22 protein-coding genes are annotated in these 23,777 nt (G+C 48.0%); 8 read left to right on the forward strand and 14 right to left on the reverse strand.

Annotated elements, in window-relative coordinates; translation table 11 throughout:
* Window position 1: 1 nt before the first annotated feature.
* Window positions 2-235: a FeoA family protein gene (locus ACKU40_RS07780; protein ID WP_320175947.1), complete on the reverse strand. Its 234-nt coding sequence runs from the start codon at window positions 233-235 to the stop codon at window positions 2-4.
* A gap of 286 nt (window positions 236-521) precedes the next feature.
* Here ACKU40_RS07780 and ACKU40_RS07785 point away from each other — a divergent pair, with 286 nt between their 5' ends.
* From ACKU40_RS07785 to ACKU40_RS07820, 8 genes are all read left to right on the forward strand, one after another.
* Complete coding sequence (locus tag ACKU40_RS07785; protein ID WP_320175948.1) at window positions 522-1,733, forward strand: aminopeptidase; 1,212 nt, start codon at window positions 522-524, stop codon at window positions 1,731-1,733.
* Between the two features lie 143 nt (window positions 1,734-1,876).
* Window positions 1,877-2,455, forward strand: a complete 579-nt coding sequence (gene grpE / locus ACKU40_RS07790; RefSeq protein ID WP_320175949.1) for a nucleotide exchange factor GrpE — start codon at window positions 1,877-1,879, stop codon at window positions 2,453-2,455.
* An 88-nt stretch (window positions 2,456-2,543) separates the two neighbouring features.
* On the forward strand, window positions 2,544-4,451 hold the full coding sequence (gene dnaK, locus ACKU40_RS07795) for a molecular chaperone DnaK (protein WP_320175950.1): 1,908 nt from the start codon (window positions 2,544-2,546) through the stop codon (window positions 4,449-4,451).
* Between the two features lie 138 nt (window positions 4,452-4,589).
* Window positions 4,590-6,650 (forward strand): penicillin-binding protein activator, encoded by a 2,061-nt coding sequence (locus tag ACKU40_RS07800; protein ID WP_320175951.1) that lies wholly within the window; start codon window positions 4,590-4,592, stop codon window positions 6,648-6,650.
* Window positions 6,651-6,777: 127 nt separating this feature from the next.
* Complete coding sequence (gatC, locus tag ACKU40_RS07805; protein WP_320175952.1) at window positions 6,778-7,071, forward strand: Asp-tRNA(Asn)/Glu-tRNA(Gln) amidotransferase subunit GatC; 294 nt, start codon at window positions 6,778-6,780, stop codon at window positions 7,069-7,071.
* 27 nt (window positions 7,072-7,098) lie between these two features.
* Window positions 7,099-8,562 (forward strand): Asp-tRNA(Asn)/Glu-tRNA(Gln) amidotransferase subunit GatA, encoded by a 1,464-nt coding sequence (gene gatA, locus ACKU40_RS07810; protein ID WP_320175953.1) that lies wholly within the window; start codon window positions 7,099-7,101, stop codon window positions 8,560-8,562.
* 372 nt (window positions 8,563-8,934) lie between these two features.
* Window positions 8,935-9,198: an RNA-binding protein gene (locus ACKU40_RS07815; protein WP_320175954.1), complete on the forward strand. Its 264-nt coding sequence runs from the start codon at window positions 8,935-8,937 to the stop codon at window positions 9,196-9,198.
* 268 nt (window positions 9,199-9,466) lie between these two features.
* Window positions 9,467-11,098, forward strand: coding sequence for a pentapeptide repeat-containing protein (locus tag ACKU40_RS07820; protein ID WP_320175955.1), 1,632 nt, complete (start codon window positions 9,467-9,469; stop codon window positions 11,096-11,098).
* A gap of 73 nt (window positions 11,099-11,171) precedes the next feature.
* Here the strand turns inward: ACKU40_RS07820 and ACKU40_RS07825 are convergent, their stop codons facing one another.
* The 13 genes from ACKU40_RS07825 to ACKU40_RS07885 form a co-directional block, all read right to left on the reverse strand.
* Window positions 11,172-12,365, reverse strand: a complete 1,194-nt coding sequence (locus tag ACKU40_RS07825; RefSeq protein WP_320175956.1) for an aminotransferase class III-fold pyridoxal phosphate-dependent enzyme — start codon at window positions 12,363-12,365, stop codon at window positions 11,172-11,174.
* 172 nt (window positions 12,366-12,537) lie between these two features.
* Window positions 12,538-12,744, reverse strand: coding sequence for a heavy metal-associated domain-containing protein (locus tag ACKU40_RS07830; RefSeq protein ID WP_320175957.1), 207 nt, complete (start codon window positions 12,742-12,744; stop codon window positions 12,538-12,540).
* 117 nt (window positions 12,745-12,861) lie between these two features.
* Entirely contained in the window at window positions 12,862-13,590 is a 729-nt protein-coding gene (gene hisA, locus ACKU40_RS07835; protein ID WP_320175958.1) for a 1-(5-phosphoribosyl)-5-[(5-phosphoribosylamino)methylideneamino]imidazole-4-carboxamide isomerase, read from the reverse strand.
* Window positions 13,587-14,243: a hypothetical protein gene (locus ACKU40_RS07840; protein ID WP_320175959.1), complete on the reverse strand. Its 657-nt coding sequence runs from the start codon at window positions 14,241-14,243 to the stop codon at window positions 13,587-13,589. The genes hisA and ACKU40_RS07840 overlap by 4 nt, the downstream gene beginning before the upstream one ends.
* Complete coding sequence (gene hisB, locus ACKU40_RS07845) at window positions 14,243-14,830, reverse strand: imidazoleglycerol-phosphate dehydratase HisB (RefSeq protein ID WP_320175960.1); 588 nt, start codon at window positions 14,828-14,830, stop codon at window positions 14,243-14,245. The genes ACKU40_RS07840 and hisB overlap by 1 nt, the downstream gene beginning before the upstream one ends.
* A 36-nt stretch (window positions 14,831-14,866) precedes the next feature.
* On the reverse strand, window positions 14,867-16,015 hold the full coding sequence (tatC, locus tag ACKU40_RS07850) for a twin-arginine translocase subunit TatC (RefSeq protein ID WP_320175961.1): 1,149 nt from the start codon (window positions 16,013-16,015) through the stop codon (window positions 14,867-14,869).
* Entirely contained in the window at window positions 16,012-16,350 is a 339-nt protein-coding gene (tatB, locus tag ACKU40_RS07855) for a Sec-independent protein translocase protein TatB (protein ID WP_320175962.1), read from the reverse strand. The genes tatC and tatB overlap by 4 nt, the downstream gene beginning before the upstream one ends.
* Before the next feature lie 378 nt (window positions 16,351-16,728).
* Window positions 16,729-18,276 (reverse strand): glutamine-hydrolyzing GMP synthase, encoded by a 1,548-nt coding sequence (gene guaA / locus ACKU40_RS07860; RefSeq protein ID WP_320175963.1) that lies wholly within the window; start codon window positions 18,274-18,276, stop codon window positions 16,729-16,731.
* Between the two features lie 12 nt (window positions 18,277-18,288).
* On the reverse strand, window positions 18,289-19,746 hold the full coding sequence (gene guaB / locus ACKU40_RS07865) for an IMP dehydrogenase (protein ID WP_320175964.1): 1,458 nt from the start codon (window positions 19,744-19,746) through the stop codon (window positions 18,289-18,291).
* Between the two features lie 286 nt (window positions 19,747-20,032).
* Window positions 20,033-20,740 carry an ABC transporter ATP-binding protein gene (locus tag ACKU40_RS07870; protein ID WP_320175965.1) on the reverse strand — a complete coding sequence of 236 codons (708 nt, stop codon included), beginning with the start codon at window positions 20,738-20,740 and terminating at the stop codon, window positions 20,033-20,035.
* Window positions 20,733-21,536, reverse strand: coding sequence for an ABC transporter ATP-binding protein (locus tag ACKU40_RS07875; RefSeq protein ID WP_320175966.1), 804 nt, complete (start codon window positions 21,534-21,536; stop codon window positions 20,733-20,735). The genes ACKU40_RS07870 and ACKU40_RS07875 overlap by 8 nt, the downstream gene beginning before the upstream one ends.
* Window positions 21,529-22,752 (reverse strand): ABC transporter permease subunit, encoded by a 1,224-nt coding sequence (locus tag ACKU40_RS07880; RefSeq protein WP_320175967.1) that lies wholly within the window; start codon window positions 22,750-22,752, stop codon window positions 21,529-21,531. The genes ACKU40_RS07875 and ACKU40_RS07880 overlap by 8 nt, the downstream gene beginning before the upstream one ends.
* A 68-nt stretch (window positions 22,753-22,820) precedes the next feature.
* Window positions 22,821-23,723: an ABC transporter permease subunit gene (locus ACKU40_RS07885; protein WP_320175968.1), complete on the reverse strand. Its 903-nt coding sequence runs from the start codon at window positions 23,721-23,723 to the stop codon at window positions 22,821-22,823.
* Between the last annotated feature and the right edge of the window lie 54 nt (window positions 23,724-23,777).

The raw sequence follows: 23,777 nt of genomic DNA on the forward strand, positions 1-23,777 counted from the left end.
ACTAATCCTCCGGCTGGACCACAATGTAATCAGCTTCGTTGTTACGCAGGGTCAAAGTAAACCCTTTCATACGCAACGCAACAGGATCTTTGAGAGGTGCACGACCAACGACCATGAATTCAGTGCCGGGAACAAGCCCCATATCGCGAATACGGCGGCCAAGCTCACCACTGGCGTTAACGGCTACGACAACACCTTTCTGGTCTTTTCTCATTGTTCTAAGTGATACGGACATAACTCCCCTCTACTATATATCTCTATACTTGAATATGAATAGCATTTTCAACAACACACAGTCTACTTGAGTGCTGCGAGAAATGAGTTTCATAGGCATGCAGATGATTGAAAGTCAATCTCAAACCTACAATTTTAATATGAAACTTTCGACACATTTAATTTCACACCAAATAAGTATATATATTCACATGTCAATCAACTATGATCATTTTAATTGTAGATAAGATCGGACGGAACATTTACAATGGCAAAGTCAACTATCCCTCTAACCCTTCACACTTTATATGCTAAATTTATTTTCCTACGAAGACCTGCGCCAATATGCCAAAGTCCTCCTCTGGGCTATAGACAGTCAGAAAAAAGATGGTTTGAAAAACAAAGATATCATCATTATCAAATATGACTACCTTGCAACACCTCTAGCCGAAGCACTTTTTGCATTGCTTATTGAAAAGCATTTGCATCCGGTTATGGAAACTGGCTTAACTCCGGCCATGAAGGCTGAGCTATATATTAACTCCAGCTACGGACAGCTGACTTTCCATCCACCGGGCAAAGAAGAACTTTATGCCAGTGCTGCCGGTGTTATACGTATCCATGCCCCGGAAGAAGTAGAAGCAATGACAGAGGTTGACCCGCGTTCAATCATGGAAAACCGCAACGGCTCACGTTCCTTCCGCCAATCAATTGAAAAACGCAAACTTCACGGCAAACTGGCGTGGACAGAATGCGCCTACCCTACTGCAGCATTAGCTGCTAAATCCGGCCTTTCCCTTGAAGATTACTCTACCCGGCTAAAGCGGGCCTGCTACCTGAACATGCCTGCCCCGGACCGTGAATGGCAAAAAATTTCTGCTCGCACCAATGGAATAGCCCAGTGGCTTACTTCGCTGGACATCAAAACGATCCGCATGCAGTCGGAGCTCTGCGACCTCTTTTTCTCGCCCGGAGAAAACAGACGCTGGCAGGGAGCAGCAGGAGAGAACATTCCCGGATACGAAGTGTACATTTCGCCTGATTGCCGGACCATAAACGGAATTTATTATGCAGACCTCCCTTCATTATACATGGATAAAGCCACCTATGGAGTGCAGCTTGAATTCATGGACGGCATTGCAGTACGCGTAAAAGCCATGGGCGGAGAGAAATTCATGCTCGACCAGCTCCGGGCGGATGGCGGAGCACGCAGGGTCGGTGAGTTTTCTTTAACAGACGCTTCCATCTCACGTGTTGACCATTTCATGGCCCAGACCATCTTCGATGAAAATTTCGGAGGAAACCATGGCAGCTGCCATATTGCCTTAGGCCAATCCTTAAGCGAAACATTTGCCGGTCCGCCTGAAATTCTCGATAAAACGATGATGGATTCGCTGGGATTCAACACCTCATCCATTCACTGGGATCTTGTGAACACTGAAGAAAAAATTGTTACCGCAAACCTTGCCGATGGCAAAAAAGTGACTATTTACGAGGGCGGACGATTCAAAATGCCCTGAAAAAGCATGAATTGAAAAAAAGTTTCCTTTGATCCCCTTTCATGTGTTGACAAGATATGCGGGATGCTTATTTGTCTAATTGTGCGGTCTGACTGTCCTTTTTCAAGGTTCTCAGGCCGCTAATTCATGACACCGGAGAGTCCATGTCTGGAAAAGAAGATAATAAAGAAATGAATGAACAGGAAACCGCAGCTACTGAAACTGAAGAAACTGCGGAAGCTGAGAATGAAGTGACTTTAAGCGAAGATGAGCTCAAAGCCCTCTGCCGGGAACACGTATGCCCTGCATGCGATGTAATGGGAGAAGCCAAGGATGAAAGGCTCCGCGCACTGGCTGAAACGGAAAACATCAAAAAGAGGCTCGCCCGCGAGACTGAAGAACTGAAAAAGTTCGCGGCGGACTCCATCCTTTCCGACCTGCTGCCCGTGCTCGACAACCTTGATCTCGCCCTTGACCATGCCCAGAACCTTGATGCCTGCAAAGACTTCGTAATCGGCGTGGATATGACCAGAAAGATGTTTCTGGACACACTCGCCAAACACGGCCTTAAAGCTGTAGGCAAAGTCGGCGATGAGTTCGACCCCAATTTTCACGAAGCCATGGGCATGGCACAGGTTGCGGATATTCCCGACAACTCCATTGCCCAGATAATGCAGCGAGGCTACGTACTTAAAGAAAGAGTAATCCGCCCTGCAAAAGTAATGGTGAACAAATTATCCTGATTTTTATAGTCTGACCTCTTTACAAGCAGAAATCAGGCCTTAAATCATAATACAATAAATTTGAACATACATCTGGAGGAATTTATATATGTCTAAAATTATCGGAATCGACCTCGGTACCACCAACTCCTGCGTTTACGTTATGGAAGGTAAAGACCCCAAATGTGTTTCCAACGCAGAAGGCGGACGCACCACTCCCTCCATCGTAGGCTTCACTGATAAAGAACGCCTCGTTGGTGAAATTGCTAAACGTCAGGCAGTTACCAACCCTGAGAAAACCGTATTCGCAATCAAGCGTCTCATGGGTCGTCAGGCAAGCTCCCCTGAAGTAAAAAAATGGACTGACCACTGCCCTTACCCCATCGTTGACGGTAAAGGCGGCGATGCTTGGGTTGAGATCGACGGCAAAAAATACAGCCCGTCCGAAATTTCCGCAATCATCCTACAGCAGCTCAAAAAAGACGCTGAAACTTACCTCGGCGAACCTGTTACCGAAGCAGTTATCACCGTTCCCGCATACTTCAACGACTCACAGCGTCAGGCCACCAAAGATGCAGGACGTATCGCAGGTCTTGAAGTTAAGCGTATCATCAACGAACCTACCGCTGCTTCTCTCGCTTACGGCTTCGACAAGAAAGCAAACGAAAAGATCGCGGTATTCGACCTCGGTGGCGGTACCTTTGATATTTCCATCCTTGAAGTAGGCGACAACGTTGTTGAAGTTCGCGCTACCAACGGTGACACCTTCCTTGGCGGTGAAGACTTTGACAACGCTGTAATTCAGTACCTCGTTGAAGAATTCAAGCGCGAAAACGGTATCGACCTTTCCGCTGACCGCATGGCTCTGCAGCGTCTGAAAGAAGCTGGCGAAAAAGCCAAGAAAGAACTTTCCACTTCCATGGAAACCGAAGTCAACCTGCCCTTCATCACTGCTGACCAGAACGGTCCCAAGCACCTTATGGTTAAGATTTCCCGCGCCAAGCTGGAAAAACTGGTTGAAGACCTTGTTGAACGCACCAAGATCCCCTGCCAGAAAGCACTGAAAGATGCAGGCCTGACTGCAGCTGACATTGACGAAGTTATCCTCGTCGGTGGCATGACCCGTATGCCTCTGGTTCAGCAGAAGGTACAGGAATTCTTCGGCAAAGAGCCCAACCGTTCCGTTAACCCGGACGAAGTTGTTGCAATGGGTGCATCCATTCAGGGTGGTATCCTCGCCGGTGACGTTAAAGACGTTCTCCTGCTCGACGTAACTCCCCTGTCTCTGGGCATCGAAACCATGGGCGGTGTTTTCACCAACCTCATCGAGAGAAACACCACCATCCCGACCCGCAAGAGTCAGGTGTTCACAACTGCGGCTGACAACCAGCCCTCCGTGTCCATCCACGTTCTGCAGGGTGAGCGCCCCATGGCAGCCGACAACATGACCCTCGGCCGTTTCGAGCTGACCGGACTTCCCGCAGCTCCCCGTGGCGTACCCCAGATCGAAGTTACCTTCGACATCGACGCTAACGGTATTGTAAACGTATCCGCTAAGGACATGGGTACCGGTAAAGAGCAGTCCATCCAGATCACCGCTTCCTCCGGTCTTTCTGAAGAAGACATCGAAAAGATGGTTAAGGATGCTGAGTCCCACGCTGAAGACGATAAGAAAAAGCAGGCTCTCATCGAAGCACGTAACCAGGCTGACTCCCTGATCTACACCACTGAAAAATCCCTGCGTGAAGTAGGCGAAAATGTAGATGCGGCTCTCAAGTCTGACATCGAAACCAAAATTGAAGACCTCAAGAAGGTTCAGGATTCCGATGATCCCGAAACCATCAAGCAGGCAACTGACGCTCTGGCTCAGGCTTCCCACAAGCTGGCAGAACAGCTCTACGCACAGCAGAATTCCGGTGCAGCAGGCCCTGAAAGTGCAGCAGATGCCGGAGCAGCAGGCGCAGACGACGATGTAGTCGATGCAGACTTCACCGAAGTCAAAGACGAGAAAAAATAATTCCCGTGCACGCTTGCATAGCAGATAAGTAAAGTATAATTTAATCCGGCCTTCCTTGCTTAAAGGAAGGCCGGATTTTTTTTACCTTCCCTTGACGAATTTACTTTCATGGGCCACAAACTTTGCATGGAAAACTCAATGAATAGAGACAAGGCCTTGCGCCTTTCGAACCATATTTTTGCCATCGTCATGCTGGCGGCTTTCATCTTTGCCGCATCAGGCTGTGTTTCACTCCAGAAACAGCCGGTTAAAATGCCGACGATATCCACTGAAATGATGACAACCCCAGACCTAGTCAGCGAGGCCGATAAGGCTTGGCGGACCAGGGATTACATCACCAGTGAACTCTTTTACACCAGACTGCTGGAACGCACCGACATTCCGGAACGGGTAATCCTTCCTGCCACGGAAAGACTGGCGGTAAGTTCCTTCAAATCCGGTCATTACCATGAAGCAGAAGCCCGGCTTGAGCAGTGGCAGAAACTTTCTGAAGACGCGATCAACTCTCCAGTCTGGCAGGGATATTATTTCGACACCCTTACCGCCATTAAAGACCTCCCTAAACTGAGAACACACCTTTCCAAGACTATGGAAGATCCTTTTCTGTCTTGGGAGATACGCTCCACAGCAGGCAAACGCCTTTCCGGCATGACTCAGGATGCAGGTTCACTGGAAGCACTCGAACGCCTTTACGCTATTGCTCCCGAAGAGAGCAACAAGCAGGAACTGGAACAATGGTTCATGAAGGGCCTTGAAGAAAAGAGCAAAGCCGAAATTGAAGCCATGAACACCATTGTCCCCAGTGACAACAACCTCAAATTTCCCTACGAACTGCTGGTCTTCGAAAAAGCGGTCCGCCAGTCCGCGGACACTGAATACTGGCCCATGTCATGGCGTACCATGGCCGGGATCATCCAGAATGGTGAAATTACAAACAAATCATTCTTTACCGGAATCCTGAGCAAGCTTGAAGCAGAATACGGTATCCCGCGCGTAGGCATCGCCCTTGTGCTGCCCATCTCCGGACGCTTTCAGGAATACGGCTGGAAAATCGTACGCGGTGCGGGCGCAGCCCAGTGGGAAATGACCAAGGCCGGACTGGACGTAGACGTACAGGTCATCAACACTGAAACTCCAGACTGGCTGGAAAGACTCCAGAATCTGCCCCCGTGGTACACCACCATCGGCGGACCTCTCAGCGTAAAAGCTTTCAAGCAGATGGAACAGGCCGGAACATACACGGACAAAGTGACCTTCTCCTTCCTTGCCAAGCCCGGCAATCTTGAAGAAGGCAAACAGGCTTGGAGATTCTTCTCCAGCCCTGAAGACCAGATCCGCTCTACCCTCGACCTTGCAGTCAACGATCTGGGCATCACCAAGCTGGCCGTGCTTTATCCGCAGGAAAAATTCGGTCGCCAGATGTCCAAGAAATTCTTTGATATGGCTTCCATGCGCGGCGCGAAAATCACCGGCATGGCATCCTACCCGCCCCGCGATTTCCCCAAATGGGGTAAAGTAGTCGGCAATCTGGTCCGCGCTCCCCAGAAAAAGGCACAGAACGAAGCCGAAGGTCTGGGCGAAGATGCACCTCTTCCGGAAACTGATTTCGGTGCGGTATTCATTCCGGACACATGGCATCAGGCACAATTGCTGATCCCGCACTTCTTTTTTCATGAGGCAGACACCCTTGTCTTCCTCGGCCCTGAACTCTGGAGTCAGGCCCTGAACTCCGCCCGCGATGTGGAAGCACGCAACCTGCGCCTGACCGTTGCTCCCGGAGCATGGTGGCCGGCCAGTGACGGTGCATCACGTCTCAAAGAAGTAATGGACCGTGAAGGTCTCGGCACTCCAGACTTCTGGGTTGCCCTTGGTTACGACTTCATCAAGTTCGCAGGCAAGCTCGGAACATTTTCCGAAGGCTGGACCGCTGAAACCGTTAACGCCCGCATCAAGGATGCCCAGCATATGGATTTCAGCCTCGCCCCCATCAGCTGGAACGCTGAAGGTCAGGCCAGTCAGAAGCTTTACCTGTTCCGTCCCGAGCAGAACGGCAAGACCCGCATCGATGCCGAGCTGGTCAGCAGCACTCTCGCCAAAGCCAAGGCCAGACGCGAGGCACGTGTAACCGCTTGGGAAGAAAAGCAGGCTGAACTGGAAGCAAAGAAAGAAGCTGCCGGATTAGAAAAGACTGAACAATAGACTGCCTTCGGCGAGCCTTTCGGACGGGCCAAAACCCCCTTTTACAAAAGGGTTCTCTGGACTCTCCCAAAACCTTTTGCTATGGCTTCGCCACTGTCATAAAAATAATGCTATCAGGAGATATTCAATGAGTGATGAAAAACTCAATTTAGAGGAAGTTGCCCGCGTAGCACGCCTTGCAAGACTGGATCTTTCAGAAGAAAAAACCGAACTTTTTGCAGGACAGCTCAATAACATCCTCACATACATGGACAAGTTGAACGAAATCGACACCAGCGAAGTGGAACCCATGTTCAGCCCGGTGGAACACACCACCAGACTGCGCAAGGATGAGGTCAAGAAAGAACATACAAGAGACGAAGTTCTTTCCAATGCCCCAGATTCTGACGGCAAGTACTTTGTAGTTCCCCGTATCGTTTAAATTCACGCTAATATACCGAGATATAAAATGTCCGCACTCATAGAAAAATCACTAACTGAAATCCATGCCATGCTCATGGCCAAGGAAGTGACCGCAACAGAAGCAGTCAAAGCATGCCTTGAGCAGATCGCCAAAAGCGAACCAGAAACAAAAGCCCTGCTGCACATCTGCAACGAGGAAGCCCTCAAGCAGTCCGAAGAAATGGACGCTGCAAGTCCTGACTCATCCAAGCCGCTCTGGGGTGTTCCGGTCGTCATCAAGGACGCACTGGCAACCAAGGGTGTGCCCACCACCGCAGGTTCCAAAATTCTTGAAGGCTTCACCCCATTCTATGATGCCACCGCAGTTGCCAAGCTCAAGGAAGCAGGCGCCATCATCGTAGGAAAGGCCAACATGGATGAATTCGCCATGGGTTCCACCACTGAAAACTCCGCCTACCAAACTACCACCAACCCTTGGGACGCCAGCCGCGTCCCCGGAGGTTCTTCCGGTGGTTCCGGAGCAACTATCGCAGCCGGACAGTGTTACGCCGCACTTGGTACAGACACCGGTGGTTCCATCCGTCTTCCCGCATCTTTCTGCGGCTGTGTAGGCGTTAAGCCCACCTATGGACGCGTATCCCGTTACGGCATGATCGCCTACGGTTCTTCCCTCGACCAGATCGGTCCCATGACCAGAACAGTAGAAGATTCCGCCCGCGTGCTTAACGTAATCGGCGGGTACGATCAGCGCGATTCCACTTCCGCTGATAAGCCTATGGAAGATTTCGTTGCCGCCCTCGAACTGCGCAAGGACCTTTCCGGCCTGACCATCGGCCTGCCCGAAGAATACTGGGGCGAAGGTCTTTCCGAAGAAGTTTCCGAAGCCTGCCGCGCCGCAATCGCCAAGGCCGAAGAGCTGGGCGCCAAGACCGTTCCGGTTAAACTTTCCATGACCGAATACGCCATTGCCACCTATTACATCATCGCAATGGCTGAAGCGAGCTCCAACCTGTCCCGCTTCGACGGCGTACGCTACGGTCACCGCACCGAAGATCCCAAAGAACTGGCAGAGCTTTACACCAAATCCCGCACCGAAGCTTTCGGTGACGAGGTCCAGCGCCGTATCATCATCGGTACCTACGTACTTTCCGCAGGTTACTACGATGCATACTACCGCAAGGCCGCCCAGATTCGCCGCCTGCTGCGTGAAGACTTCAACAAGGCCTTCGAGTCCTGCGACCTCATCGCAAGCCCCGCATGCCCCACCACAGCCTTCCCCGTAGGCGAGCTGACTTCAGATCCCCTGCAGATGTACCTGCAGGATATCTTCACCATTTCCCTCAACTTAGTGGGAATGCCCGGTATGTCTCTGCCCGTAGCAATGGGCAAGGATACCAACATGCCCGTAGGTCTCCAGCTCATGGCTCCCGCCTTTGATGAAAAGACCATGCTGCAGGCTGCACACATCCTCGAGAAGAACCTCCCTGAGCTGCCCAAAGTTAAGCTCTAGAAAATAAATAGATATAAATTGAAAGCCCCACGCTCTTATGAGTGCGGGGCTTTTGTTTAGCCATAAGCAATTATTTATTTTTTATATAAAATATTTAATCTTATTTTTCGATAACTTAAAACAACACTCAACATAAATTTACATTAAATCTATTTTCCCGATGCGTTATTGCTTGACTTTAGATCAGAAATAGTTGAGTAACTTATAAAACAAACACCAGCCGTACCCGTGAAGGCACGGTCAAACTGTGACTAGCGCTGGTTTAGATTAAACATGTCAGTCGAGGAGCCGAGTACGCATCTTGTACGAAGCCCCTTTTTTTTTGGTGCACGGGCACTAATATACTATTTTACTTTTTTTGGAGAATTTTGAATGTCTAAGAATATCTATGTTGGTAACCTGCCTTGGTCTGCTACTGAAGAAGATGTACGTGCTTCCTTTGAAGCTTACGGTGAAGTTGTATCCGTTAAACTCGTTGAAGATCGTGAAACCGGTCGCCCCCGTGGTTTCGGTTTCGTAGAAATGGATGACAACGGCGCAATGGACGCTATCGAAGCTCTCGATGGTAAAGACTTCGGTGGTCGTAACCTCAAGGTTAACGAAGCACGCCCCAAAGAAGCACGCCCCCGTTGGTAGTCTGTTTCTGTAAGTCGTAAAAGACTTTTTAACGCCCGGTTCTCTTTTGAGAATCGGGCGTTTTTTTGTTTGGTACGCTCCGCGGATTTAATAAAACTATTTAGCCTCCGGCGGCTTAACCCCTTTTTGAAAAAGTGTTTAAGAATCCCAAAAACTTTTAATAAGTTAATCGGAACTTGCCACCCTGCTCTTTTCCTCTGGATTAAACGTAGCCTTACAAGATATAAGACCACCACTTACTGAAATTCGCTATTTATGAGGAGTACATATGAGTTGTTGCATTGGTGCTGAGCATAGTAATTGGTGTAAAGATTACGACATCGTCTATATTGATGCTGAGGGGAAAGAGTATTGTATTTTTCATGCTCCTGCTGAGTGTAAGTTTGATGTGCCGAAAGGTGAGCCTTATGATGAGCGGAATGGTGGTGAGAAGCCTGCTTTAATGGGGGCGGAGCAGTTTAATGGGTTGGTATTTGATAGGATTGATGAGGTTCTTGATGCGGGAGAGGATGAGGAGTGGGATAAAAGAGATGATTTTGCTGATTATCTACTCGGAGGTTGGAATCCAAGATGTAATTTCACGAAAACCATATTCCCATATGAAATAGATTTTGATCTTTACTTCACATCTGGGAAAAAACCAACTTATTTTCCACCGATAAATTTTACTAAATCGGTATTTTTGAATTATACATCTTTCCGTGATATAAATTTTACAGGATACGCATGCTTCGAAGCAGTAGAATTTTATAATCAAGCAATATTCATAGATGCAAAATTTATTGAAGGCGTTAATTTCGACGGCTCAAAAATAAAAAGTTATGCTGATTTTACAAACACTATCTTTTCTAAAAAAACATCTTTTTTAAGCACAGAATTTAACAAAAGCACATACTTCCAGAGCGCAACATTCACAAATGTACATTTCAATGACGCTAAGTTTAAAGAGCCTGTACATTTTAACGAATCAACATTTAAAACCTCTACCTCATTTCAAAGAACAATATTTTATGACTACTCAAACTTTGAACAGACAAATTTCAATGACGAAGCAAATTTTAACTTAGCTTTATTCAAAGAATGGTCATATTTCCGTGGTTCTAAATTCTTAGGTGAGACAACTTTCGCCGGAGCAATTTCAAAAGAAACTATTCTTTTGGAATCCATAAATCTATCTAATTTAAAATTTGCAGAAACCAACATAGAGTCTTTCAAATTTATAGACTGCAACTGGGGTGAGAAACGATTTGCTGAAATCTACGATCAAAAAAACCAAACAGGTAACTGTAATGACACCACTCTTGCCGAAATCTACCGCCGCCTAAAAAGAATTGCCCGCGAAAGCGCAGATGAAGAACAGACCTCACACTGGCACTACCGCGAAAAAGAAATGACCCTCAAAAGCTTAAGCGATGTATCTCTATACCCAATTGGAAATATACTTGCCACTGCTGTATTCTTTATTCCACTCTGCATCTTCTTTCTAGAAATGAAGCCCATGAGTATTTTCAGTTTTGGAGTAGCTACGTCCTTACTAGGCACAGCAATAGGAATTGCCTACGGCGACTATAAAAAAGTCACCGATTTTAACAAGACGTTCACTAAGATTTATCTTAAATTCTACAGATTCATTAGCGGCTATGGAGAAGAACCTATACGTGCAGGAGTAATCCTTTTTGGCATAGTAATCCTCCCCTTCATAATCAAATTCATTGCCAGCCTTTTCCCCGGAGGGCCATCAGACTGGCTGAAAGAAGCAATGTGGTACATGCCATTAATCAAAATTAATCTTAATGACTCCCAAGGCTACCACTACCTCCTAAAAGGCATCTCAGTAACGCTAATTACCATCCAAGCAGCCCTATTCGGTTTCGCCCTGCGAAACAAGCTACGCCGCTAACAGAACGCAAAAAAGCCCCGCACTCAAATGAGCACGGGGCTTTCAACTACCAAATAAATTTATTTTAAATCCATCAACCCAATTCAATCTCCATGGCCCCCACAATCTCCTCAAGCACGGCAATAAAATTGTAAATTTTCTCCACACCGATAGTAAGAGCAGGATGCATCCGTAAAGCATTGGTCCCAAGACGATGATCCACTATAAATCCACGCGAAATCAATCTCCTGTGCAGTTCAGCCACTTTTGAGACATCTACGTGATTGGACATAACAAGGATCGCCATAAGCCCCCTGCCGCGTGCACATTCTATCAAATCTGACTCGGCAGCGACTCGCTGTAAACCATCCATGAGAACATCAGATAGCAATTCAGCATGCTGAATCAGGTTATGCTCATTAATTTCGGTAATCACTGCCTCAACTACAGCAGCACCCAAAGGATCATTGAGATGGGATTGACCGTAGGCAACGGCATCTGGACAAAGCAAATCGACAACACGACTGTTGAGCGATACGGCGCTCACAGGATAACCATTCCCGATCCCTTTCCCCATAGCGACAATGTCCGGCTCCATGTCGTAATGCTGAAATCCGAACCATTTTCCAGTCCTGCCGACACCTGTGGTAACTTCATTGATCATCACCAGCCCATCAGCCTCAGTCACGTCCTCAACTATGCTGCTGATCAACTTTGAAGGCGGAAAACGGACCATCCCGGATGAACTTCCGGGTTCAAAGAGGAAGGCACCAATCTCATTAAACGGAATGACGGAATAAACGGAACAATCTTTGGTGCAAACCTCATGAGTACAACTCTCACATTTGCTCCAATCAAAAAGAAACCACTTGCCGGAATCCTTTGCTGACGCATCACCATAGGCACCGAAATATGAATCAGACATGGTCATGATCCGCTTCGAATTCAGCACCGTGTGTAATATACGCACCCCATATTCTACGGATTCACTCCCGGAACAGAGAAAGGAGCATTTTCCACCGGGATGATTAAGGAGTTCAAGAACCGCGCCGGCTGCGCGCTCAACAACATCTGAGCTGTAACAAAAGCCCACATGCGAAATGTTATCCATCTGTGTAATGACAGCATCCCTAACCGTCAGATTAGCATGGCCAATGCAGGTACACCATATCCCTGCTTCCAGATCAATGTACTGATTGCCATCGGCGTCAATAAGAGTGCAGTTATCTGACTTTACAATCTCCGGTACCAACAACTCTCGGCCGGGAAAAGCAAAAGTGTTTTTCATCTAAAAGCCTCTCTTATTTTTTATCTAACTTACAACCAACTAACTTAGTTTAGATTTACCCGCAACCTATTTTCATATGAGTCATTTTTGCGACATATGCTACCGCCACCAAAACGAAAAAAGCCCCGCGCTCACAGAGCACGGGGCTTTCAATTCTCATATCAAACAGAAACTACTTAACTTCACCAACCTCAAAACCGATTTTGGTAATAGTTTCTTTGATCTTGGATTCATCAACCGGAGAAGTTTCTTCGTAGGTAGCACATGCGTCTTCGAGACTGACCTTGACGTCAGTAACTCCCTCAATCGCGCTGAGAGCCTTCTCAACTGAACCTACGCAATGCATGCAACTCATGCCTTTTACTTCTACTTTTTTCATGATTGATCTCCTTATTTACTTCTGAAGACTTAAGCTATTTGGGAGTGCGGCAGCATTCGCCACCTTATTCTCTAATTGAGAATTTGTATCATGTAGTTGTGTAGGCATCAAGCCTTGCTAGTTATTCTCAATCCATTCCATGGCTTCTGCGAAATTGAGAGTACCGGTGTAGATTGCCTGACCGGAGACTGCTCCTTCGAGACCTTTGGAAACCAGAGGCTGAAGATTGATTACATCCTCAAGGGTAGCAACGCCACCGGCAGCGATGACAGGAAGCTTGGTCTTGGAGCACAGTTCGGAAAGAGCCATAACATTCACACCGGTCTGCATGCCGTCGCGGCTGATGTCGGTGTAGATGATAAATGCCGCACCTGCTGCTTCAATACGGGGGATAATATCGAATACGGTAATTCCCGCATCTTCCACCCAGCCGCGAGACTTGAGCTGACCGTTAACAGCATCAAGAGACACCCCGATCTGACCGGGAAACTTGGCGCAAAGCTCTGCGAAAGTTTCCTCGTCTTCAAGGGCCATAGTACCGATAATCAGGCGTCTTACGCCTGCTTCAAGGTACTTGGATGCAGTTTCAATGTCACGAATACCGCCGCCAAGCTGCACCGGAATGCTGAGCTGACTGCAGATATCCTTGATAAGTTCAAAGTTCTTGGGCATTCCGCTGAATGCACCGTCTAGGTCAACTACATGCAGATATCTTGCGCCCTGAGTTTCCCAGTATTTTGCCTGGGCTACGGGATCACTGGAAAAAACAGTAACGGCATCAGCCTGTCCCTGTGAGAGGCGTACGCATACGCCGTCCTTGATATCTACAGCGGGAAAAACGATCATAAACCAAGCTCCATAAGTCCTGTCTCAAGAGCTTCATCAGCGAGTTGCATTGCGGTAACCCATTTGCCGCCACGTTTGAAGAAAGTATCGGCTTCCAGCACATTCTCCATGAGAGTCTGCTGAGTTTCATCGTAATGAAACCTTCTGATGATGCGCCTGTTGTTAACATCGATAAGATACAGATCAATAATTACAGATGCAGGCTGGATATTGAAATCAGCCTTCTGCATGCCGCGCAGGTCCTGCCAGAAGAGAATCTGGGGAACCAGAATGTAGTCGGCACTCATGCACTGACCGACCTTAACCCAATAAGCAAAAGCGGCTTCGCGGCGGCCGCCCAAATTTTCAAAAACCTCGATTTCCTGGCACTGGCGGGTAATTGCCGGACGCGCAAAAGCGGTAACACCATGCTTGGAAAGCACTCCAACCATCTTGTCATCAAGCTTCTGCAGGATATCTTTATCAATGGGCTTGCCTTCGTGCGGCAGATAGCCGGCCAGCAGCTCCCAGTTGAAAACAGGGTTGGTGAACCCGGCTACAGCAATTTTTCCGCTAGGGCGCGGGAGTTTAACAAGGTCGCTCTTGGTGGCACAACCACTGAGTGCTCCAAGTGCGAAAACACAGAGAATGAGCAGAGGGAAAAGCCGTTTCATTAATCGAGACTCCCTTTTGTACTGGAAACACCTTGTCTTTCAACGGACAGGGCATTGCGGAAAGCAAGACCGAGGGCCTTGAACGCACCCTCGAGCAGGTGGTGGCCGTTACGTCCATATTCAAACTTGATGTGCAGGTTCATACCGGCCTTGAAAGCCAGTGACTTGAAAAATTCACGCCAGACATCTTTTTCATCCCCGGAAATGATCGGGGGCAGGATGTCATCATCATACACAAGATAAGCCCGTCCTGAAAGGTCAATTACAACCTCAACGAGCGCTTCATCCATGGGCACCTTGGCAAAACCGATGCGGTTAATACCTTTCTTGTCGCCCATGGCCTCGGACAAAGCCTGACCAAGAACAAGCGCAATGTCTTCAAGAGTGTGATGCGAATCAATTTCGAGATCGCCTTTGCATTTGAGATCAAGGTCAAACCCGGCCCAAAAGCTCATCAAGGTCAGCATATGGTCTGCAAAACCTACTCCGGTGTCGATATTAGTACTGCCTTCACCGTCGATATCAAGCTTAAGGGAAATATCGGTTTCCTTAGTAGTACGGGTAATTGCTGCGGATCTCTGTGACAAAACCAACCTCTCTTATTGTGCGGCCTGTTGCGGCCATTACATTTCAATCAAATCTTCTTCGTAACCTGATTCATTCGTTTTGGACTTCTTTTTCTTTTCAGCGCCGGAGTCTTCTGCTTCAGACGTTTCTCCAGCAGGAGATTCAGAAGAGCTGTCTTCATCTGATGGAGCAGAATCTCCACCGTCAGGACCGGAATCATCCGGACCGCCGTTTTCCGGGGCAGCATTCTTCAACTTCCTGCCGCCGCGCTTACCAAAGAAGTGAGCCACCCAGATACCGATTTCATAAAGGATAATCAGCGGCCCAGCCATCAGGGTCTGGGTCATTACATCCGGCGGAGTCAGAATCGCGGAGCAGATAAAACATACCAGAATGGCATACTTACGCTTCTCGCGCAGACCTTCGGCAGTGACCACGCCCAGTCTGGCGAGGAAGAAAATGAACAACGGCAGCTCAAAGATAAGCCCAAAAGCAAAAAGCAATTTAAGCGAAAATCCCAAATATTCACGCAGGGTAGGCATGGGCTTAATGAATTCATCAGCAAAGCCCATGAAAAATTCACAACCGAACGGGAATACTACGTAATACCCGAACAAGGCACCGCCCACAAAGAAAAATGCGGACAGGAACGCCAGAGGAATCATCCATTTGCGTTCATGCTCATAAAGTCCAGGCGCAATAAAACCCCAGACTTGGGCAAAAATATAGGGAGAAACAACAAAAATCCCGGCAACAAAAGCAACCTTCAAATAGGTGACAAAACCTTCGGGCAGGGAAGTAAAAATCAATGTAGAATCAGGCGGCAGAACCGCAACAAGCGGTGCCATGAGCATGGAAAAAAGCGGTTTTGCAAAAGAGTAGCAAGCAAAAAAACCGACACCGCAGGCAATAAAAATTCTGACAAAACGGCGACGCAGTTCTTCAAGATGCTCAAGGAAAGTCATGGGAGCTTCATCTTCATCAAGCTCGTCAGGGTCTTCCTCGTCCTCATCAGCTTCTGGTGTCTCATCAGGCACCGCGAGTCCATCCGCATCCTTTTCAGCAGGCAATCCGGCTTCGGACTCAGTGCTTTCAGCTGTTTCCTCTTCGGGATTCAGAGATTCCGCAGCAGTCTCTTCAGCCTGCTTTTTTTCTTCAGGACTCTCCTGCCCTACTTCACGCGAATCTTTCTCCGCTGAACTCATGCTTTCTCGCTCTCGGTCTTAGGTGCTTCAGCAACCTTTTCAGCCTCATCAGCGACCTGCTGTTTTTCAGCTTCAGCCTGACGAGCTTTTTCCATAGCTTCTGCTTCTGCTTTTTTACGTGCAGCCTCGCGCTCAGCATCTTCTTTCTGTGCCCTTTCTTCGTCAGCAGCAGAAATCTCAGCATCAAGAGTGTTTTTTACATCATTGGACATCTTCTTCACTTCGGAGAGCCCCTTACCAAGATTCTTGATAAGTTCCGGGAGTTTCTGGGGTCCAATGAGAATAAGGGCTACAACCAAAATTACTATAAGTTCTGTAGAACCGATACCGAACATATTAATTCCTTCTTCGTTGCGACAATAAAAAACACGCTAATACGCGGAAAACCGATACTGATCTAATTTAAACCCAGCACAGGCTTTTTCAAAATTTGCTGACGTCTTGTAACCGATTTCTAAAACTTTATCTACGTCTTATCTCCACAGAAATTCAGAGTAATCGGTTAGCTTTTAACTATTTACAAATTAATGCCCAAAAACGCATAGCGCACTAGTCGCCTAATTTAACAGAACTTCCTTCTTATCTTATGTTCTGCATCGCTCAAATACACTCATTTATTGATCTAAAGCTTAAACGTTCAACTCATAATTTCAAAAAAAATGCCTCCGACATAATGTCGAAGGCATTTAATTAATTCAATTCTCAAGGAATAATTATTCCCATTCGATGGTTGCCGGCGGCTTGGAGGAAATATCCAGAACCACGCGGTTAACACCTTTAACCTCGTTGATGATCCGGTTGGACATACGTGCGAGGATATCGTTGGGAATGCGGGACCAGTCAGCGGTCATAGCATCGATGCTGTCTACGATACGCAGTGCAATGACATGCTCGTAAGTACGGTCATCACCCATTACGCCGACAGTCTTGAGCGGCAGCAGAACTGCAAAGCCTTGCCATACCTTGCGGTACCAGCCGGAAGCATGCATTTCATTCTGCACGATCTTGTCAGCCTGACGCAGAATTTCAAGACGCTCTTCAGTGATTTCACCCAGAACACGGATGGCAAGACCCGGACCGGGGAAAGGCTGACGCCAGATAATAAACTCGGGCAGACCAAGTTCGTAAGCAACCTTACGGACTTCATCTTTGAAGAGTTCACGCAGAGGTTCAACCAGATCGAGATCCATATCTTCGGGCAGTCCGCCAACGTTGTGGTGAGACTTAATGACCGCAGAGGGGCCTTTGAAGGATTCGGACTCGATTACATCGGGGTAAAGAGTACCCTGAGCGAGGAATTTTACATCCTTGAGTGCGCCAGCTTCTTCATTGAAAACATCAATGAAGGTGTAACCGATGAGCTTGCGCTTCTTCTCAGGATCTTCAACACCTTTGAGTTTGTCGAGGAAAAGGTCGGCAGAATCAACGCATTTGACGTTGAGTTCAAAGTGTTCTTCGAGGAAGCCGATAACTTCTTCACGCTCGTGCATACGCAGCAGGCCGTTATCTACAAAGATGCAGTGCAGACGCTTGCCGATGGCCTTGTGCAAAAGAACAGCAACAACAGTGGAGTCAATACCGCCGGAAAGACCGAGCACAACCTGGTTGTCACCGATTTTTTCGCGCATTTCCTCGATGCAGTTTTCAACGAAAGAGGACATGGTCCAATCAGCTTTGAGCCCTGCAACTTTGAAAACAAAGTTGTTGATAATGGTGGTACCGCTCTCGGTGTGTGCCACTTCGGGGTGGAACTGGAGGGCGTACATTTTCTTTTCTTCGTTAGCCATGGCTGCGAAAGGAATAGACTCGGTGGTACCGCAAACCTTGAATCCCTCGGGGATTGCTTCAACGCGGTCACCGTGGCTCATCCATACGGTGAGCTTTTCAATATCTTCGATTCCTTCGAAAATAGTGCAGCTGGAATCGCCTTTAAATTCTGCACGGCCGTATTCGCGGTTCTCGGAAGAAACAACGCGACCACCGAGATCATTGGTCATGAGCTGCATGCCATAGCAGATGCCAAGCACGGGTACGCCCAGTTCCAACAGGGAAGGATCAAGCTGCGGAGAATCTTCTTCCAGAACGGAGGAAGGACCACCGGAAAGAATAAGTGCTCCGGGCCTGAGATCCTTGATCTTCTGAGGATCAACATTACAAGGGTGAATTTCGGAATATACACCCGCTTCACGGATTCTACGGGCGATCAGCTGAGTAAACTGAGACCCGAAATCCAGAATAATTACTTTATTATCGTGCTGCATGACGACTCCTGATTAATAGGAATCAACCCGGTAGTTGGGTGCTTCCTTGGTAATAATTACATCGTGAACGTGGCTTTCTTTGAAACCGGCGGCAGACATGCGGATGAACTGAGCTTTTTCAGACATTTCAGCGATATTAGCACAACCCACATAACCCATACCGGAACGGAGTCCGCCGATCATCTGATAGATGCTGTCGGAAACGGGTCCTTTGTAAGGAACGCGACCGACGATTCCTTCGGGAACCAGCTTATTGGTATCCTTCTGGAAGTAACGGTCAGAGCTACCCTTCTTCATTGCGTCAATGGAACCCATGCCGCGGTAGAGTTTGTAGCTACGACCCTGATAGAGAACTTTTTCACCGGGGCTTTCATCAGTTCCAGCAAACATGGAACCCATCATTACGGTGTTTGCACCCGCAACCAGAGCCTTCACAACATCGCCGGAGAATTTGATACCGCCGTCACCGATTACGCAGATTCCGCGTTCCTGACAGGCACGTGCGGCTTCCATGATAGCGGTGATCTGCGGAACACCAACACCTGCAACAACGCGGGTGGTGCAGATGGAACCGGGACCGATACCAACTTTAACAGCGTTTACGCCGGCATCAATAAGAGCCATGGCGCCATCGTAAGTAGCGATGTTACCGCCGACAATCTGAGCATCGGGGTAGCAGGAACGGAGTTCCTTGATAGCATCAAGGATACCCTTTGAGTGACCGTGAGCGGAATCAAGGGTCAGGAAGTCAACGCCTGCTGCGATCAGTGCGGAGCTGCGCTCCATAAGATCACGGCCAACACCGACAGCGGCACCTACACGGAGACGTCCTGCGGAATCTTTAGCTGCGTTGGGGTACTTCTTAACCTTATCAATATCCTTAATAGTGATCAGACCGGTAAGCTTGTTTTCCTCGTCAACAACCAGCAATTTTTCAATACGGTTGGTGTGCAGGTGGCGTTTTGCCTCTTCAGTAGAGGTGCCTTTCTGTACGGTAACGAGGTTACGGCTGGTCATCACTTCGGATACAGGCACATTGCGATCAGTGATGAAACGGACGTCACGGTTGGTGATGATACCAACAAGGTGCTCACCTTTAACAACCGGGAAACCGGAAATTTTGAATTCAGACATGAGATCGAGAGCCTTGCCCACGGTGTCATCAGGATGAACCACGATGGGATCGGTAACCATACCGGACTCGGATTTTTTAACTCTCTCAACTTCACGAACCTGATCGCGTACGCTCATATTTTTATGTACAACGCCGACACCGCCGTGACGGGCCATCTGGATCGCCATCTTGGACTCGGTGACAGTATCCATTGCGGCACTGACCAGTGGGATTCCAAGAGTGATCTCTTCGGTGAGTTTGGCGGATACGTCCACACTATCGGGAAGAACTTCCGAATAGGCGGGCAAAAGCAGAACATCGTCAAAAGTCAGAGCCTGACCTACTACCTTTTCCATATTGCCCTCGCAAAATGATTTGAAATATTAGCTAAAAGAAAAGAGAAATCATTACATATGATTCCTCTCAAAGGCGCGCTCCGGTCATATTTGGCGATCTACCGGGCAGCGACACCATCAGTTTCTCAGGGGTTTTGGCAGGTTCTTCCCTGCCGGGAATTTCAATCTTTGATAAACTGATTATATACTTTTTTGCACCGGACTCAAGGCCGTCACAGAAAAGTTATTAAAAGTGTTCGGCCCCGCATATGTGCAGGGCCGATTTTTGTCAACAATTATGTTTAGCTTATAAGCCCAAATAGGCTTTTTTGATGTCCTCATTTGCGAGTAGTTTGTCACTGGTATCCGAAAGTATAATCTCCCCGTTTTCCATAACATAACCCCGATGCGCCGTCTTCAAGGCGAGGTTCGCATTCTGCTCGACAAGAAAAACCGTCGTGCCGCTTTCTTCGTTAATTTTCTTAACAATCTCAAATATCTGTCTAATAATCAAAGGAGCAAGACCAAGAGAAGGTTCATCCAGAAGCAAAAGCTTGGGACGGGCCATGAGCGCACGGGAAATTGCGAGCATCTGTTGTTCACCGCCGGACAGGTTACCGCCAAGCTGTTTGCGACGCTCGTAGAGAATAGGGAAAAGATCGAAAACATGATCCATGTCATCCTTAACCCCGCTCTTATCGTCCCGAAGAAACGCACCCATATCAAGGTTCTCGGTAATGGTCAGGTCCGGGAAAATCAAGCGGCCTTCCGGAACCTGAGAAATCCCCATCTTTACGATCTTATCCGGCTTGGTCTTGTGAATAGGCTCACCATTGTAAAGAACTTCACCGGTTCTCGGAGGAACCACACCGCTGATGGTCATCAGGGTAGTGGTTTTACCGGCACCGTTGGCTCCGATAAGGGTGATAATTTCCCCCTGCTTTACCTCAATATTAATATTACGAAGAGCCTGAATATTCCCATAAAATGTATTTACATTCTTAAGTTTAAGCATCGACGAGTTCCTCCCCGAGATAAGCCTTGATTACAGCGGGGTTCTCGCTGATTTCCTGAGGTGTGCCATGGGCAATCTCACGGCCGTATTCAAGCACAAACAGGCGGTCCGACAATGACATGACCATTTTCATATCATGCTCAATAAGCAGAACCGATATGTTATGCTTATCCTTAATGGCAACGATCAACTCTTCAAGCTCGGCGGTTTCCTGCGGGTTCATACCTGCTGCAGGTTCATCCAGAAGCAAAATAAACGGATCAGTTGCTAAAGCGCGGGCAATTTCCAACCTGCGCTGTGCACCATAAGGCAGGTTACGGGCCAGATCGTCCGCATACTGCTCAAGACCTAGTTCCTTCAGAAGCTCGTAGCTTTTGAGGACAGTCTCCTGCTCTTCCCTGCGGGTCCGCGGATCACGTAAAATCGCGCCCAAAAAAGTAGCCTTAGTCCGGCAATGACAGCCGATCATGACATTTTCGATCACCGACATAGAAGGAAAGAGCCTGATATTCTGAAAAGTACGGGCCATTCCCAATTCGGTTACGTGGTTGGGCTTCATACCGTTAATGCGCTTAAAGCCTTTACCTTTGGGATCAATATTAACGTCACCCTCAGTCGGGGCATATATTCCGGTAATGCAGTTAAAGAAGGTTGTCTTACCTGCCCCGTTGGGTCCAATGAGCGCTACAATCTCCCCTTCCTTCACATCAAGATCAACATCATCAAGTGCGCGCAATCCACCGAAATCCTTGCTGACGCCCTTAACCTGGAGAACTGTTCTTCTTTCATTACTCATGGGCGCCACCTAAAGCCTTTTTCACTGCGCTGATATCAATTTTCTTTCGAACATCACGAACCAGTCCCTGCGGCCTGAAAACCATAACCAGAACCATGGTCGCACCGAAGATCAGCATGCGGTATTCAGAAAAATCCCTCATGTATTCCGGTAACAGGATCAAAACAAGCGCACCGAGGATAACCCCGAGAATAGAGCCCATACCGCCGAGAACTACGATGGAAAGGATAATTGCTGATTCAAGGAATGTGAATGATGCGGGGTTGATGAAAGTGGTCTTGGCGGCAAAAACAACCCCGACCATGCCTGCCCATGTAGCACCCAGCGAGAAGGCCATGAGCTTGGTTTTCATCTTATCAATCCCCATGGCCTGACAAGCAATCTCGTCCTCACGCAGGGCCTGCCATGCACGCCCGATACGGGAATTCTTAAGCCTGTTAACCACGAAGATTGTAAACACAACCAGCACCAGCATCAGGTAATACATGAAGTTGATCTGGGCCATAAATCCTTTGGCAAGACCAAAAAATTCAGGACGGGCAATGTTGGAGATACCGGACGGACCATGGGTGAACTCACCCCAGTTTTCCAGCACAAGGCGGATAATCTCACCAAACCCGAGAGTTACGATGGCCAGATAGTCCCCGCGCAGACGCAGCACAGGAAAACCGAGCAGAATACCGCAGAACGCTCCAAGTAATGCTCCAAGAGGCAATGCCACCCAGAAGCTGATGCCCCAGTACATGTTCATAAGAGCGTATGAATACGCGCCCACAGCATAGAAAGCTACAAAACCGAGGTCCAGCAGTCCTGCAAGGCCGACAACAATATTCAACCCCAATCCCAGCACCACATAAATCAGTGCCGAGGTCATGACGTTGACCTGATACATTGAAAACAGTTTGGGAAATGCAATGGCAAAACCGGCCACGGCAACGACTGCAGGCCAGAAAAATTTATGATTAGCCAGCAGCTTGTTAAGGAGGGTCACCTTCTCAACATTCGATTGTTCTTCAGCCTTCTTGCCCCTTTCCTTGCGTTCAAGCATATAACGCCAGATAAAAGAAAGGACAAAGGCCGCTGCCCCCACATATAGAACCCGGTCAAAATGCCAGGTGACAGACTTATCAATGGTGTTCACGAAGACCCCCATAATAGGCAAGGTCAAAAACATGAACCACAATGAAGCCAGTATAGATTTTTTCAAGCCTTCCATATTAAAAAATATCCATTTTTATCATTTTCAATCAGCGGGAAGCGGTTCCCGCACCATCAGCCTAGCTGTTACACCTTCTGAGTCTTAGCTTTTCCAAGCAACCCGGAAGGCCTGAAGATGAGGATAAGGACCAGCAGTGCGAAGGCGAAAACGTCTTCGTAGTCACTGGAAACGTATCCGGTGCAGAAACTTTCGGTCCAGCCCAGAATAAGACCGCCCAGCATAGCGCCGGGAATAGAACCGATTCCACCGAGAACAGCGGCTGTGAAAGCCTTGATACCAGCGATAAATCCAATAAAAAAGTTGATCTGCCCGATATGCGAGGCAATGAGAATACCACCAACTGCCGCAAGAGCGGAGCCGATAACAAAAGTGGCGGAAATAACCTGATCAACATTGATACCGACGAGCATAGCCATTTTACGGTTCTGAGCCGTGGCGCGCATGGCCTTACCCATTCTGGTAAATTTGATAAAAAGGTTGAGGGCAACCATGACCACTGCAGCAACGACAATAATAACAAAGTCGGATGAGCCGATCATGGATTCAAATTTCCCGAGAAAATGAAATTCGGGAATCAGGTTAGGGAAGGAAAGAAAATCGGAAGTCTGGGAAAGCATTACATAGTTCTGGAGAAAAATGGACATACCGATTGCGGAAATGAGCGGAGAAAGTCTCGGCGCATCGCGCAGGGGACGGTAAGCAATCTTTTCAAGGGTGTATCCGTATGCGGAAGCGTAAATTACAGCCGCAATGGAAGCCAGAATAATGATGGAAGCCGCCGGAAATCCGAAGCTGGTCAGAATCCCTGCGACAACGAGTCCCACAAAAGCTCCGATCATGTAAATTTCGCCGTGGGCAAAGTTGATCAGTTCAATAATGCCGTAAACCATGGTGTAACCGAGAGCGATAAGCGCATAGATGCTTCCTCTGGTCAGACCACTGAAAAATAATTCCAGAAAATATTCCATTTGGACCCTGCTGAATCAAGACTCAGGGGACAGGCAAACACCTGTCCCCTGAAC

It is taken from the genome of Maridesulfovibrio sp. (assembly GCF_963666665.1).
Taxonomy (GTDB): Bacteria; Desulfobacterota; Desulfovibrionia; order Desulfovibrionales; family Desulfovibrionaceae; genus Maridesulfovibrio.

Excerpts from the sequence above, each read along its gene's own strand:
- ACKU40_RS07840 (WP_320175959.1), bottom strand. The coding sequence starts at position 14,243 with ATGAAACGGCTTTTCCCTCTGCTCATTCTCTGTGTTTTCGCACTTGGA.
- ACKU40_RS07830 (WP_320175957.1), bottom strand. The coding sequence starts at position 12,744 with ATGAAAAAAGTAGAAGTAAAAGGCATGAGTTGCATGCATTGCGTAGGT.
- ACKU40_RS07870 (WP_320175965.1), bottom strand. The coding sequence starts at position 20,740 with ATGCTTAAACTTAAGAATGTAAATACATTTTATGGGAATATTCAGGCT.
- ACKU40_RS07825 (WP_320175956.1), bottom strand. The coding sequence starts at position 12,365 with ATGAAAAACACTTTTGCTTTTCCCGGCCGAGAGTTGTTGGTACCGGAG.
- tatC (WP_320175961.1), bottom strand. The coding sequence starts at position 16,015 with ATGAGTTCAGCGGAGAAAGATTCGCGTGAAGTAGGGCAGGAGAGTCCT.
- gatC (WP_320175952.1), top strand. The coding sequence starts at position 6,778 with ATGAGTGATGAAAAACTCAATTTAGAGGAAGTTGCCCGCGTAGCACGC.
- ACKU40_RS07820 (WP_320175955.1), top strand. The coding sequence starts at position 9,467 with ATGAGTTGTTGCATTGGTGCTGAGCATAGTAATTGGTGTAAAGATTAC.
- ACKU40_RS07875 (WP_320175966.1), bottom strand. The coding sequence starts at position 21,536 with ATGAGTAATGAAAGAAGAACAGTTCTCCAGGTTAAGGGCGTCAGCAAG.
- ACKU40_RS07785 (WP_320175948.1), top strand. The coding sequence starts at position 522 with ATGCTAAATTTATTTTCCTACGAAGACCTGCGCCAATATGCCAAAGTC.
- tatB (WP_320175962.1), bottom strand. The coding sequence starts at position 16,350 with ATGTTCGGTATCGGTTCTACAGAACTTATAGTAATTTTGGTTGTAGCC.
- ACKU40_RS07800 (WP_320175951.1), top strand. The coding sequence starts at position 4,590 with ATGAATAGAGACAAGGCCTTGCGCCTTTCGAACCATATTTTTGCCATC.
- dnaK (WP_320175950.1), top strand. The coding sequence starts at position 2,544 with ATGTCTAAAATTATCGGAATCGACCTCGGTACCACCAACTCCTGCGTT.
- guaB (WP_320175964.1), bottom strand. The coding sequence starts at position 19,746 with ATGGAAAAGGTAGTAGGTCAGGCTCTGACTTTTGACGATGTTCTGCTT.
- hisA (WP_320175958.1), bottom strand. The coding sequence starts at position 13,590 with ATGATCGTTTTTCCCGCTGTAGATATCAAGGACGGCGTATGCGTACGC.
- guaA (WP_320175963.1), bottom strand. The coding sequence starts at position 18,276 with ATGCAGCACGATAATAAAGTAATTATTCTGGATTTCGGGTCTCAGTTT.
- ACKU40_RS07780 (WP_320175947.1), bottom strand. The coding sequence starts at position 235 with ATGTCCGTATCACTTAGAACAATGAGAAAAGACCAGAAAGGTGTTGTC.
- ACKU40_RS07815 (WP_320175954.1), top strand. The coding sequence starts at position 8,935 with ATGTCTAAGAATATCTATGTTGGTAACCTGCCTTGGTCTGCTACTGAA.
- ACKU40_RS07880 (WP_320175967.1), bottom strand. The coding sequence starts at position 22,752 with ATGGAAGGCTTGAAAAAATCTATACTGGCTTCATTGTGGTTCATGTTT.
- ACKU40_RS07885 (WP_320175968.1), bottom strand. The coding sequence starts at position 23,723 with ATGGAATATTTTCTGGAATTATTTTTCAGTGGTCTGACCAGAGGAAGC.
- gatA (WP_320175953.1), top strand. The coding sequence starts at position 7,099 with ATGTCCGCACTCATAGAAAAATCACTAACTGAAATCCATGCCATGCTC.
- grpE (WP_320175949.1), top strand. The coding sequence starts at position 1,877 with ATGTCTGGAAAAGAAGATAATAAAGAAATGAATGAACAGGAAACCGCA.